The organism is Candidatus Ulvibacter alkanivorans, assembly GCF_003333325.1.
GTDB lineage: Bacteria > Bacteroidota > Bacteroidia > Flavobacteriales > Flavobacteriaceae > Ulvibacter_A > Ulvibacter_A alkanivorans.
On the sequence record NZ_QOLC01000006.1, the window covers coordinates 1 to 12,442 of the forward strand.

Genomic DNA, 12,442 nt, shown 5'->3' on the forward strand with positions numbered 1-12,442 from the left:
ACATATTTTTTCATAATTTCTATAATTTACTGATTGCTAAAGTAGGAATCTTTCGTACAACGTGCAAAATAAGTTATTCACTTTTATAATCTGCAATATATGCCTACTTTTGCGAATTATACTCCAAAAACCAGACCAAAGTATGGGTTTAGATGCAAAATACAATGCACAACACGTTGAAGATAAGTGGTATAGCTACTGGATGCAGCATGACTATTTTCACAGTGAAATAGATGATAGAGAACCATATACTATTGTAATTCCTCCCCCAAATGTTACAGGAGTTCTACATATGGGGCATATGCTGAATAACACACTTCAAGATGTGTTAATTCGACGATCAAGATTAAAAGGATACAACGCTTGTTGGGTTCCGGGAACAGACCATGCTTCTATTGCTACGGAAGCCAAAGTAGTGGCGAAGTTAAAGGAGGAAGGAATTGAAAAAGCAGATCTCACAAGAGATGAATTCTTAGCCCATGCGTGGGAATGGACACACAAACACGGTGGTATCATTCTCGAACAGCTGAAAAAATTAGGTGCCTCATGCGACTGGGAACGAACAAAATTTACGATGGATGACGATATGTCAGCTTCAGTAATTAAGGTTTTTGTCGATCTATACAAAAAAGGGCATATCTATCGCGGATATCGAATGGTGCATTGGGATCCGCAAGCCAAGACTACCTTGTCTGACGAAGAGGTAATTCACGTTGAGAAACAGGGAAATCTGTATTATTTGAAGTACCAAATAGAAGGAAGTGAGGATTATTTAACGATTGCTACTACACGACCGGAAACCATTCTTGGTGATACCGCTATCTGTATCAACCCTAATGATGACCGATTTACACATCTTCATGGAAAGAAAGCAATTGTCCCAATCTGCAACCGTGTGATTCCAATAATTACCGACACCTATGTCGATATGGAATTTGGTACGGGTTGTTTAAAAGTAACACCGGCACACGACGAGAACGATAAGAACTTAGGGGAGAAACACGATCTGGAAGTAATTGATATCCTAAATGATGACGCTACACTTAATAGCTTCGGAATGCATTACGAAGGGAAAGATCGTTTTGTGGTTCGTAGAGAGATCGTAAAAGAACTAGAAACTCTTGGTGTGCTCGACAAAGTCGAACAACACACCAACAAAGTGGGTACTAGCGAGCGAACGGGTGCAGTGATCGAGCCAAAATTGAGCGACCAATGGTTTCTTAAAATGAAAGAATTGGCACAGCCTGCGCTTGAAGCTGTGCTCGAAAAAGATATTAATCTCGTTCCGGAAAAATTCGTGAATACCTACCGTTATTGGATGGAGAACGTTCGCGATTGGAACATATCTCGTCAGTTATGGTGGGGACAACAAATTCCAGCCTATTATTATGGCGACGGAAAGAATGATTTTGTAGTCGCAGAAAGTTTGGAAGAGGCGGTTTCCGAAGCAAAGAAACAAAGTGGAAATAACGATCTTAAGGCCTCAGACCTTACCCAAGATCCCGATGCTCTAGATACTTGGTTTTCTTCATGGTTGTGGCCAATGAGCGTATTTAATGGAATTTTGGAGCCGGATAACGAAGAGATCAATTATTACTATCCAACCAACGACCTTGTGACGGCTCCCGAAATCTTGTTCTTTTGGGTCGCAAGAATGATTGTTGCAGGATACGAATATCGAGATGAAAAGCCTTTTACAAATGTGTATCTAACCGGAATCGTTCGTGACAAGCAGCGACGTAAAATGAGTAAGTCTTTAGGAAACTCTCCAGATCCAATCGAACTGATGAATACCTATGGGGCCGACGGTGTACGAGTGGGGATGCTATTAAGTTCTCCAGCGGGCAACGACCTTATGTTCGATGAAGATTTGTGTAAACAAGGTAGTGGTTTTGTAAATAAAATATGGAATGCCTATCGTTTAATCGACGGTTGGGAAGTTTCCGAAGCTATCGAAGAAACAGAAACTGCCAAGATCGCATTGCAGTGGTATCGCAATAAATTTCAGAAAGTGTTGGTCGAGATCGAAGACCATTACAGCAAGTATCGAATTAGCGATGCGTTAATGGCCACCTATAAATTAGTATGGGATGATTTCTGCTCTTGGTTGCTCGAAATGGTCAAGCCAAATTACGGAGAAGGAATGGCTGCAACAACCTATGCCGAGGTCATTGCGATCCTTGAGGATAACTTAAAGGTGTTACACCCATTTGTTCCATTTATTTCTGAAGAGATCTGGCAACACATAAGCGATCGCAGTCCGGAAGAGGCGCTTATTGTGGCGTCCTGGCCTACAATGACCACTTATGATGCAGATATGATCAAGGATTTTTCGTTTGCTTCGGAAGTAATCTCGGGAATACGCACCATTCGTAAACAAAAGAATATCGCGTTTAAGGAGGAAATCAATCTATCGGTCATCAATAATGAGCAGGCGTCAACGTCATTTGACCCGGTGATCACTAAGTTGGGTAATATTGGGGAGCTGAGCTATGTGACAGAAGCGATTGAAGGTGCATTGACCTTTCGTGTTAAGTCGAATGAGTATTTTGTTCCTATCGTCGGGGCCATCGATGTGGAAGCGGAACTCGCAAAACTTTCCGAAGAACTTAAATACACCGAAGGATTCTTACGTAGCGTTCAAGGAAAATTAAAGAACGAAAAGTTTGTAAATGGAGCTCCGGAACAGGTGGTTGCTAACGAACGAAAAAAGGAGGCAGATGCATTGGCAAAGATCGAAACATTAAAGGCAAGTATGGCTAGTTTGCAGTAAGCGTACAACCGTTAAAACCTCTTAAATTTTTATAATTTGAGGTTAATTTGCTATATTTCAATTAATTGATTGTTTAATTTGAACTAAAAATCAATAGTATGGAACAAGCAAAGTACGATCAGATGCAAGGGATGTTGAACAAGTTAGAAGACATCAAGAACAGTCAGGAAAGTATCATCGACAAGATCAATCACGTAATTACCGATTTGTTTCAGCACCCGGACAAAGAGCTGGAAAAAGGAATGGAAGCTGCGCATCAACGCGCTTCAGACAATGTAGAAGCCATAGGTGAACTAATTGATGAGTACGAAATCAAGTTCAATAAGCTTCAGCAAAAATAAGTATCGTAAAATAAATTGGAAAAGGTTGTGCTTGTCACAGCCTTTTTTATTTGCGGTACAAGAAGTAATGGGTTACTGCTTCGATATATAACTCTTTGGCCTCGTCACTACTTAAGTTTCGGGTTTGAAACAGGGCATTTGTCTTGAATGCATTGATCAACGGATTGCTGCTGCTTGGTGAATCTTGTGAATTGGTGGCTCTTTTGTAATAGGCGTACAAGCGCAGTAAGAAATCGGCCGGGAAAGGTTCCTGATGTTGGTTGATGCTCTCTACAGCATTTTGAAAGGCAATATCTAGTTCTTCAGAAGTCATGAATCGGCTAAGACGGTGACACCGCCCTTCACTTTTTGATTTAGCTTAACTTGAACCTTAGTACCTATGGGCAGAAAAACATCGACACGAGAACCAAATTTAATAAAGCCGCTGTCCGATGCTTGGATAACGGTTTCACCTTCGTTGGCATAATTAACAATGCGTTTTGCGAGTGCTCCCGCAATTTGACGGTGTAATACATCTCCAAATTCCTTAGATCGAACGACTACGGTAGTTCGTTCGTTTTCTTCGGAAGACTTTGGGTGCCATGCCACTAGGTATTTGCCAGGATGGTACTTGCTATACACCACTTCACCACCCACCGGATAGCGGGTAACGTGTACGTTGAGGGGTGACATAAAAACAGATATCTGTAAACGCTTTTCGTTGTAGTATTCTTTTTCAAAGACTTCTTCAATCACAACCACTTTACCATCTACGGGCGATAAGACCTGTGATTCATTTTGAAGAAAATTCCGATTTGGGTTTCTAAAGAATTGAAGCACCAAAATGAGTAAAATAATAAGTGAAATAATGATTCCACCTCGAATGTAACTGTTACTCACAAAATAATCGGCGAGCAAGCTTAACACGATACACGCGACGAGTGCTATAAAAATAATTTTGTATCCTTCTTTATGAAACATAATTTACAATTTCTAAGAATGCGTAAGCGAAGGGGCTAATGTACACTATACTGTCCAATCTGTCGTATAATCCACCATGGCCCGGCATTAGTACACCACTGTCCTTTACTCCGGCCTGTCGCTTAAATTTTGATTGTATAAGATCTCCTGTGGTTCCAAAAACGGTAACCAGCAAGGCCAAACCGATCCAAATCCCTAAGGGGTATGTTTCGGTGTACTTAAAGATAATAAAACTTGCTAACAACGACCCGGCTAACCCGCCTAAAAAGCCTTCTACGGTTTTCTTGGGCGAAATACGTTCTAAAAGTTTGCGTTTACCGAGGTTCTTTCCGACGAGATACGCAAAACTGTCATTGGCCCAAACCAATAAGAAGAGTCCCACGATTATTAGTGGCATGAACTCCCCTTCTCGAAATGGAATTAATGTTATAAAAACGAATCCGCTAATGAGATAGAAGATAACCGTGATGTATTTTTTCTTCTCGAACATGGGGATTTTATTCACCCATAGAATGTCTTTTACCAAGAACAGATTTACAAATCCTGTAAGGATGAGATATAAATAGACAGCATTGGTATCGAAGATGTCATAACTCAAGAAATACAGAGCAGCCGCCAGTAGCAAATAGGCTAAGTAGCTGGTTAGGTGTACTAGTTTAAGAAATTCACTAAGTGTTATGACGGCGAGCACGAAGAAGAGGCCCATAAACCATTCTCTTGAAGCAAACATCGAGATAATTACTACGGCACTGTAAACAATACCCGATATACTCCGCACGAAAAGTTCCTTCATAGATTATAAGTCTTCCAGTAGCAGCAAATATAGGTTTTTTGTGCTACTTCCATAACTCATAAAGTCCTTTTCTTTTTCAGTTTCGAAGTCTTGAATGGTAGTGATATTGCTGGGTATATACCCTTTGTAGTGGTTTTTTATAATTCGTAGTCCCTCGCTAATTGTATCTACTAATTGACTGGTGGTTGCAAATATTACCAGATTAGAAGGGAGCTCGTCTAGTTTCTTTTCTTTTATCTGGTTTGAGGACAGTAAAATAGAACCGTTATTGGCTACCAATGACTCACATGTTGAGAGGAAGAAAGTAGCATTCGATTTCTTGGTGAAATTTAGATTGAAACCATCGAACTTAGTGGTGAGTTGTTCATTGATACAAAACACATCGCGTTCGTACCAATCGTTTTCTAATAAAATGTTGTCGAAGGCTTCTAGTACTTCCTCGGTGTTTTCGCAGTAGAGAAATTTTCCTCCATTTTTATTAAAATTGAAGGTGAACTTTTCGTCTACCGGTAGCTTGTCCTCGGGGAAATATTTACTATGGTCAGATTTTTTTGCTTTTTCATCTGACTTATAATTAGGGTTTAGAAGTCTTTTAAACAGACTCATGCATGCGTTTTTGAGGAGTTCCTATATGCGTTAATGTTCAAATATATAAAATATAGAACGAAGTATACTAGCTTCGTTCTAATCTTTGTTAGCTTAAACGAAAATTGCCGATCTATGTTGTAGCTACTTCCTCTTCTTGTGAACTTTTAAATGGGCGATCTCCAAATATCTTCTGAAGGTTGTCTTTAAAGATCACTTCTTTTTCTAATAATTCGTTAGCGAGAAGGGTAAGTTTATCCTTGTGTGCTTCTAGTAAGTCTACTGCACGCTGGTATTGTGCTTCGATAATGTTCGATATTTCTTTGTCGATCATTTCGGCCGTTTTCTCACTATAAGGCTTATTAAAATTGTACTCAGATTGCCCAGAAGAATCGTAATAAGTAAGGTTTCCAATTTTTTCGTTTAATCCGTAAATGGTTACCATTGCTCTTGCTTGTTTGGTCACCTTTTCAAGATCGCTAAGTGCACCCGTTGAGATCTCATTAAAGATCACCTTTTCGGCGGCACGCCCCCCTAAAGCGGCACACATTTCGTCTAGCATTTGTTCCGGGCGAACAATAAGGCGTTCTTCCGGTAAATACCAAGCGGCACCCAAGGATTGACCTCGAGGTACGATGGTAACTTTTACCAGTGGTGCTGCGTGTTCAAGCATCCAGCTTACCGTTGCATGACCTGCTTCGTGAAAGGCAATGGCTTTCTTTTCATCGGGTGTAATGATCTTGTTCTTCTTTTCCAATCCTCCAACGATACGATCTACCGCATCTAAGAAGTCTTGGCGAGTAACTTCTTTTTTATCTTTACGCGCCGCGATAAGTGCAGCCTCATTACATACGTTTGCAATGTCGGCTCCAGAGAATCCAGGTGTTTGTTTCGCTAGGAAATCGGTATCTAGACTGTCGTCTTTCTTTAATGGTCTAAGATGCACTTCGAATATTTCTTTACGTTCACGAACATCGGGAAGATCGACATAGATTTGCCGGTCGAATCGTCCGGCACGCATCAAGGCTTTGTCGAGTACATCGGCTCGGTTGGTAGCGGCCAATACGATAACATTGGTATTTGTGCCAAAACCATCCATTTCGGTTAACAATTGGTTTAATGTGTTTTCACGTTCGTCATTAGAACCGGAAAAATTACTTTTACCTCGGGCACGTCCAATAGCATCGATCTCGTCAATAAAGATGATGGCCGGTGATTTCTCCTTTGCTTGTTTAAAGAGGTCACGAACTCGAGACGCCCCTACACCCACAAACATTTCAACGAAATCGGATCCAGACAACGAAAAGAACGGTACTTTGGCTTCGCCGGCTACTGCCTTGGCTAAAAGCGTCTTACCAGTCCCCGGTGCACCTACGAGCAGTGCTCCTTTAGGAATCTTCCCACCTAATGAGGTGTATTTTGTTGGATTTTTAAGGAAATCTACGATCTCTTGTACTTCTTCTTTCGCTCCTTCAAGTCCGGCAACATCTTTAAAAGAAGTTTTAACATCGGTTTTTTCGTCAAAAAGTTTTGCTTTAGACTTACCAATATTAAAGATCTGTCCGCCGGCTCCGCCACCTGCACCGGATGACATACGTCTCATGATAAAGATCCAGATACCAATAATGATGATAAATGGCAATAGGGTAAGGAAAAGATCTCCCCACATATTGCTATCGGTATCGAAAACAATCTTTGTTTCTAGATCGTTCTCTTCTTTGATATTATAAATGGTGTTTTCAAAATTTTGAAGGTCACCAAATTCGAATTGATATGCAGCGTCGTTAGGTCCCGGATCTAAGAACGAGTTGTTCGTTTTTTTAGCGTGTATATCTTTTGTTCGAGCTTCCTCGGTTAGATAGACCTTGGCTAATTTTTTATTTACGATCTCGATCTTTTCAACGTCTCCATTTTTAAGAAATGTTTGAAATTCACCTTGAGTGGTCTTTGTTGGTTGTGACCATGAATTCCCGCCAAAGAATTGGATTCCGAGGAAAATCAAAATTATAGCCGCGTAAATCCAATACACATTGAATTTAGGTTTCTTTGTTTCGGGTTTTTTATTTTGTTCCGCCATAAGGGGGTATAAGTTTTAGTATGTTGATTCTATTTTAACTGATTTGGCGTCGCCCCATAATCCTTCGATATCATAAAATTCACGAATGTGTTTCTGAAAGACATGTACAACTACATGTACATAATCGATCAGTACCCATTCGGCATTATCACTTCCTTCGACATGCCATGGTTTCTCTTTAATCGCCTTGCTGGTAGTTTTTTGAACTGAATTTACAATTGCATTCACCTGCGTGTTTGAAGTTCCGTCGCAGATAATAAAATAATCGCACACTGTATTTTCTATGGCTCTAAGATCAAGAATCTCAATGTTTTGTCCTTTTACTTCCTCAATCCCTTTAATTATTTGTGTTACAAGTTGATCTGTTTCTGACTCTTTCTTAGACATTAATTTTTTTTATTTGCACAAAGTTATTACTTTTTTGTTTCTTGAAACGCTTTACGCGTGTATAAGTATCACATTCTTTATTCAGTTGAAAATAATCAAACTTAGTGCCATCGATTCTACTAATTCCTACCTAAAGGAACTAAGTAAGAATTTAACCATCGATGATGGCCTAGTGGTCGTAGCCCAATCCCAACAAAAGGGGAGGGGACAAGCGGGAACTCATTGGCAGTCAAAATCGGGCGAAAGCCTTACTTTTAGTGTGTTTAAGCGCTACTCGAGCCTAGACGTGCAAGAGCAAACACGCATCAATTTTGGCGTAGCTTTGGGTATCAAAACTGCATTAGATGCTATGGCAATACCGCAAGTCACTATAAAATGGCCAAACGACATAATGTCATATTCAAAAAAAGTGGCCGGTGTTCTTGTAGAGAATCAGCTTCAAGGATCGTCGGTAGTTTCATCCATCATTGGTATTGGTTTAAATGTAAATGAAACAACCTTCGATAATTTACCACAGGCAAGTTCTCTTCGTCTGGCAACCGGAATTAGCTACGATCTTGATGTAGTGCTTAAGCAAGTTGCAGGAGCCGTTCTGTCGAAGTTATCGAAGGTCACTTCCGAAGAAAAGATCGACTTACAACAGCAATACGAAGCCAGTTTGTTTAAAAAGGATGTGCTGTCTGACTTCCAACCAATAGATGGAGCGCCGTTTTCCGGCTATATTCGCGGCGTAGATGCAAATGGGCAACTACTGGTCGCCCATGAAAATGGCCCAATTAAATCGTATCAATTAAAACAGTTGAAAATGCGTTTTTAGCATTTTTCTAAATTGGTAGCCAAGGTCTCTAGAAATTTAGTGATTGGTCCTTTGATCATCATTTTCATCATCGGATTAAAATCACCTTCAAAACGCAGTTGGGCTTTGGAGGTGTTTTCGTCTATTGGAGTAACGTCACCGGTGAGTGTAAAGGGAAGTTTGTCGCTCATCGCACCTAATACCACGCTGTTGGGGCTGTTTACCTCTTTTACTTCTAAAGCGATCTCTGGCATTCCCTTCAAGGCAAACACGAAAGAGTTGTCGTTGATAAGCTCGAACTTACTTGTGTTCTCTGGCATTAGTTGTTCAAAATTCTTGACGTTGCTTAAAAAATCGCATAGGTCTGAAGCCGATTTTTGAACCTGTACTTCTTTGCTTTTTATTTCCATAATTTATTTTCGATGTTAAATAGATGAGGCTTTCGGTATGGCAATAACTATACCTGTTTTGCGCTACCAGTTAATTTCGGACTCCAGTTTTCGGGATCCTTTCGCCATTTTGCTAAGGTTTTAGCCTCTTTCGCTGCGATGTAATTAGATCTTTCGGCTTGGTGCAGTAAATGTTCGTAATTACTTAAGGTGTTCAACGAAACATTCGCCTCTTTAAAATTAGAATTTGCAATGTCGAAACCATAAGAAAAAATTGCCATCATACCTTTTACGGATACGTTGGCTTCTCGTAAAGCTTCAACGGCTAATAGGCTACTCTTGCCTGTGCTTATAAGGTCTTCGACCACGACGACTTGCTGTCCGGCTTCAACAAAACCTTCAATCTTATTTTGTCGACCGTGTTTTTTGGCCTCCGGTCGTACGTATGCAAATGGAAGATTTAAATAATCGGCTACCAACGCTCCAATGCCAATGGCTCCTGTAGCGACACCAATAATGGCGTCCGGTTTACCGTACAATTCCTCGATCTGACCGGATAGATGCTCGCGCAAGAAATTGCGGATAACCGGATATGAGAGCGTAATTCGGTTGTCACAATAAATAGGAGATTTCCATCCCGAGGCCCAAATAAAAGGGTTTTGTGGTTGCAATTTAATTGCATTAATTTGCAACAGTAGTTCGGCTGTCTTTTGAGCCGTCTCTTTATTTAAAATCATACTGCAAATGTATAAAGTTTTTGTGAAAGATATTCCTATAATTCTCTCGACCGAGAAAAATATAGGTAAGCAGTATACCGCGATTCCGTTGAAGTTAGCTCGCTTTAAGAAATTGATCAAAAAAATAAACAATGGGGAGCTTATCTATGTCAATTTATACCATAAAAATCCTGAAAAATTAGAGCGATTTCTTCGGAAAAAACTACCCTTGGTTGAAGCTGCAGGCGGTATGGTCTTTAATGACAAGAAAGAAATTTTATTTATTAGGAGAAATTCGAAGTGGGACCTTCCGAAGGGAAAAGTTGAAAAAGGGGAAACCTACGAAGAAGCTGCTATTCGCGAAACCATGGAGGAAACAGGTGTTAGGGATCTAGAGATAAAACGATTTATCACGAAAACCTATCACGTTTTTAAGCGCAACGGAAAATTCAAACTAAAGGCTACCTATTGGTTTGAAATGCACACCGATTTTACGGGCGAACTGGTACCTGAGCCTGAAGAGGGTATTAAAAAAGCACGTTGGAAAAATTTTGAAAAATCTCAAAAAGCACTGCGCGATTCTTATGAGAACATCAAATTGCTCTTTCCGAAGGAATATTTAACCACCCACCCTAACGATAGGGTATCGCAGGTGTGATGATTCATAATTAGGCGATTTTTTATGAATCCAATCCAATTGTGCAAACCAATTGGCAGCAAAGCTGGGTTCGGCTGCTTTTTTGGCTTCAAATTCTGCTTTTATGGTCGGATTCTCATTTAAGAATTCAATGGCCTTATCCTCCCAGACATAAGGTGAAAAACCTTCTTTTTGCTGAAGAATGGTGTCGAAGAAATTCCAGTTAAAGAACGAGTCGGGAGCTGTAGGTTCGAGTGTCTCTAACAAATAGCGAACTCCCGGTTGTTGGGTGTCTACTATGTAATCATTTTTTCGAATCGAAACTTCTTCTGTATGCGTTTCAACCTTGGTGTTATAGTGTAAGTAATGCCCTTCGTACGGTCTGTTTCGAGTCTCGAAGTCTTTTATTCGATATACTTGGGCGGTGATCACTGTATCTTGCCGTACGCGATCCATTTTTATTTTATTCAATTTTAAAAGTTCGATCACATTCCAGTAGCCTTGGGGAATGATGTATTGTTTTGGGATCACCACCGAGTCTGTAGGGGTAAAATAATTATAGTAGGTCACATCTTTTGTATACGGTTGTTCGCGATCGTATTGCAGTCGATCCGCACCGGTGAGGGGACTTGGGGTCCTTATTCCTTCATAGCCTTTAAACGAAAGCGTAGATGTTCGAGTGCTGTCAATTTTCCAGTTTAAGGGGTAATGCTTTCCGACCTTATAATTAGCCAACGTATTCTTTCGAAGTTCGCGTATAACTTCTGCGTCCTTATCGGTGATGTAGAGCAAGCTCTTCATAAGCTCGTAGGTGCCTTCCACGCGTTCCTTATAAGGTTTTAACATATGTGTTTCTACCATCATTCCTAAGGTATGGAACAGCGTGGTGTACCCTGTCGAGTAACGCGGTGAATCCATAAATTGAGTAAATCCTTTATCGGGGGTAGTGTTGAATACATTAACATAAGGTGTGATATCCCAATTCTTTTGTTGTAACGAGTCTTCCAGTTGCGGCATTAGTGAGGTGTGCAAGTAGTTACCTAAAGGTCCACCTAATTTGTTGTGTTGAGTAAATAAGTGTGTAAGCACATATTGGTAATCGGCTCCATTGCTTACATGATTATCTACAAACACGTCAGGGTTTACCATGCGGAACACTTTTGCAAAAGCTCTTGCATTTTTAGTATCTGCCTTGATAAAGTCACGATTTAGATCGTAGTTTCTAGCATTTCCTCGGAAGCCATACGCCTCGGGTCCGTTTTGGTTGGTTCGTGTTGTACTGTTGCGATTTAAAGCACCGCCAATATTATACACGGGGATCACAGCAACGATGGTGTTTTTTGGTGCGGTTATTTTTCCTTCGGAAAGATCGCGAAACAAAAGCATAGAAGCGTCGATACCGTCACTTTCTCCGGGATGAATGCCATTATTGATTAGCATGATGTTCTTGTCACGATCGCCGGCGAATTCCGATTCGAACGTGCGATTGGTGTTAAACGTGACCAAGTGAAGCGGTTTTCCGCTGTCTGTATCATCTAATTCATATATGTTAACCGATTTATATTGCTTCGACAATGCTTCATAAAAGGCTATTACTTCTTCATAGGTAGCAGTTTGTTTGCCTTGCGATTTTTCAAACCTGGTTTCAAAGTCGAAGTCAACTTCCCTCTTTTCAGAATTACAAGAAAACAACAGTATAATTGATAAGATCGATAATATGCGAAGGTGGATCATGGTAGTGAGCAATATTTGAATTAATTATAAAGAGTACACACAAGTTTGGTGGATAAAGATAATTACAAGTTTAGAACAGAAGAAAAAAATAATGGAGGTTTGGAAAGATAGTAACAGAAATTAGTGGAAATAATAGATGATTATAGGTTAATTAACTATCGTTAAAAGGATTTTTGATTATATCAAATTGTTATCTAAACATATTTAAATATTAGGTAGGTCTAAAATTTTAACCTAAAATGTTGCATAAATTC

13 protein-coding genes are annotated in these 12,442 nt (G+C 40.1%); 4 read left to right on the forward strand and 9 right to left on the reverse strand.

What is annotated here, in order from left to right; all coding sequences use genetic code 11:
• Positions 1–142: 142 nt before the first annotated feature.
• Together DWA30_RS00505 and DWA30_RS00510 are read left to right on the forward strand one after the other, a co-directional pair.
• Positions 143–2,773, forward strand: a complete 2,631-nt coding sequence (locus tag DWA30_RS00505; RefSeq protein WP_114490593.1) for a valine--tRNA ligase — start codon at positions 143–145, stop codon at positions 2,771–2,773.
• A gap of 98 nt (positions 2,774–2,871) precedes the next feature.
• Entirely contained in the window at positions 2,872–3,114 is a 243-nt protein-coding gene (locus DWA30_RS00510) for a hypothetical protein (protein ID WP_114490594.1), read from the forward strand.
• Positions 3,115–3,160: 46 nt separating this feature from the next.
• On the opposite strand, the gene DWA30_RS00515 is transcribed toward DWA30_RS00510, so the two are convergent.
• The 6 genes from DWA30_RS00515 to rsfS form a co-directional block, all read right to left on the reverse strand.
• Positions 3,161–3,427, reverse strand: a complete 267-nt coding sequence (locus DWA30_RS00515) for an acyl-CoA-binding protein (protein WP_114490595.1) — start codon at positions 3,425–3,427, stop codon at positions 3,161–3,163.
• Positions 3,424–4,074 carry a phosphatidylserine decarboxylase family protein gene (locus DWA30_RS00520; RefSeq protein WP_114490596.1) on the reverse strand — a complete coding sequence of 217 codons (651 nt, stop codon included), beginning with the start codon at positions 4,072–4,074 and terminating at the stop codon, positions 3,424–3,426. The genes DWA30_RS00515 and DWA30_RS00520 overlap by 4 nt, the downstream gene beginning before the upstream one ends.
• On the reverse strand, positions 4,064–4,867 hold the full coding sequence (locus DWA30_RS00525; RefSeq protein WP_114490597.1) for a phosphatidate cytidylyltransferase: 804 nt from the start codon (positions 4,865–4,867) through the stop codon (positions 4,064–4,066). Before DWA30_RS00525 ends, DWA30_RS00520 begins: the two co-directional genes overlap by 11 nt.
• 3 nt (positions 4,868–4,870) lie before the next feature.
• Positions 4,871–5,473, reverse strand: coding sequence for an LUD domain-containing protein (locus DWA30_RS00530; RefSeq protein WP_114490598.1), 603 nt, complete (start codon positions 5,471–5,473; stop codon positions 4,871–4,873).
• Between the two features lie 112 nt (positions 5,474–5,585).
• Positions 5,586–7,529, reverse strand: a complete 1,944-nt coding sequence (ftsH, locus tag DWA30_RS00535) for an ATP-dependent zinc metalloprotease FtsH (protein WP_114490599.1) — start codon at positions 7,527–7,529, stop codon at positions 5,586–5,588.
• A gap of 15 nt (positions 7,530–7,544) precedes the next feature.
• Positions 7,545–7,916 carry a ribosome silencing factor gene (rsfS, locus tag DWA30_RS00540; protein WP_114490600.1) on the reverse strand — a complete coding sequence of 124 codons (372 nt, stop codon included), beginning with the start codon at positions 7,914–7,916 and terminating at the stop codon, positions 7,545–7,547.
• An 85-nt stretch (positions 7,917–8,001) separates the two neighbouring features.
• Between rsfS and DWA30_RS00545 the strand changes: the two genes are divergently transcribed.
• Positions 8,002–8,733, forward strand: coding sequence for a biotin--[acetyl-CoA-carboxylase] ligase (locus DWA30_RS00545; RefSeq protein ID WP_168421705.1), 732 nt, complete (start codon positions 8,002–8,004; stop codon positions 8,731–8,733).
• Here the strand turns inward: DWA30_RS00545 and DWA30_RS00550 are convergent.
• Both DWA30_RS00550 and pyrE read right to left on the reverse strand, forming a co-directional pair.
• Entirely contained in the window at positions 8,730–9,122 is a 393-nt protein-coding gene (locus DWA30_RS00550) for an SRPBCC family protein (protein WP_114490602.1), read from the reverse strand. The two genes, DWA30_RS00545 and DWA30_RS00550, sit on opposite strands and share 4 nt — an antisense overlap.
• A 47-nt stretch (positions 9,123–9,169) precedes the next feature.
• On the reverse strand, positions 9,170–9,838 hold the full coding sequence (gene pyrE / locus DWA30_RS00555; protein ID WP_114490603.1) for an orotate phosphoribosyltransferase: 669 nt from the start codon (positions 9,836–9,838) through the stop codon (positions 9,170–9,172).
• 7 nt (positions 9,839–9,845) lie between these two features.
• On the opposite strand from pyrE, the gene DWA30_RS00560 reads away from it, so the two are divergent.
• Entirely contained in the window at positions 9,846–10,475 is a 630-nt protein-coding gene (locus DWA30_RS00560) for an NUDIX hydrolase (protein ID WP_114490604.1), read from the forward strand.
• Here DWA30_RS00560 and DWA30_RS00565 read toward each other — a convergent pair.
• Positions 10,437–12,188 carry a M14 family metallopeptidase gene (locus tag DWA30_RS00565; RefSeq protein WP_114490605.1) on the reverse strand — a complete coding sequence of 584 codons (1,752 nt, stop codon included), beginning with the start codon at positions 12,186–12,188 and terminating at the stop codon, positions 10,437–10,439. The two genes, DWA30_RS00560 and DWA30_RS00565, sit on opposite strands and share 39 nt — an antisense overlap.
• Positions 12,189–12,442 lie beyond the last annotated feature (254 nt).

Excerpts from the sequence above, each read along its gene's own strand:
- DWA30_RS00505 (WP_114490593.1), top strand. The coding sequence starts at position 143 with ATGGGTTTAGATGCAAAATACAATGCACAACACGTTGAAGATAAGTGG.
- DWA30_RS00510 (WP_114490594.1), top strand. The coding sequence starts at position 2,872 with ATGGAACAAGCAAAGTACGATCAGATGCAAGGGATGTTGAACAAGTTA.
- DWA30_RS00515 (WP_114490595.1), bottom strand. The coding sequence starts at position 3,427 with ATGACTTCTGAAGAACTAGATATTGCCTTTCAAAATGCTGTAGAGAGC.
- DWA30_RS00520 (WP_114490596.1), bottom strand. The coding sequence starts at position 4,074 with ATGTTTCATAAAGAAGGATACAAAATTATTTTTATAGCACTCGTCGCG.
- DWA30_RS00525 (WP_114490597.1), bottom strand. The coding sequence starts at position 4,867 with ATGAAGGAACTTTTCGTGCGGAGTATATCGGGTATTGTTTACAGTGCC.
- DWA30_RS00530 (WP_114490598.1), bottom strand. The coding sequence starts at position 5,473 with ATGAGTCTGTTTAAAAGACTTCTAAACCCTAATTATAAGTCAGATGAA.
- ftsH (WP_114490599.1), bottom strand. The coding sequence starts at position 7,529 with ATGGCGGAACAAAATAAAAAACCCGAAACAAAGAAACCTAAATTCAAT.
- rsfS (WP_114490600.1), bottom strand. The coding sequence starts at position 7,916 with ATGTCTAAGAAAGAGTCAGAAACAGATCAACTTGTAACACAAATAATT.
- DWA30_RS00550 (WP_114490602.1), bottom strand. The coding sequence starts at position 9,122 with ATGGAAATAAAAAGCAAAGAAGTACAGGTTCAAAAATCGGCTTCAGAC.
- pyrE (WP_114490603.1), bottom strand. The coding sequence starts at position 9,838 with ATGATTTTAAATAAAGAGACGGCTCAAAAGACAGCCGAACTACTGTTG.
- DWA30_RS00560 (WP_114490604.1), top strand. The coding sequence starts at position 9,846 with ATGTATAAAGTTTTTGTGAAAGATATTCCTATAATTCTCTCGACCGAG.
- DWA30_RS00565 (WP_114490605.1), bottom strand. The coding sequence starts at position 12,188 with ATGATCCACCTTCGCATATTATCGATCTTATCAATTATACTGTTGTTT.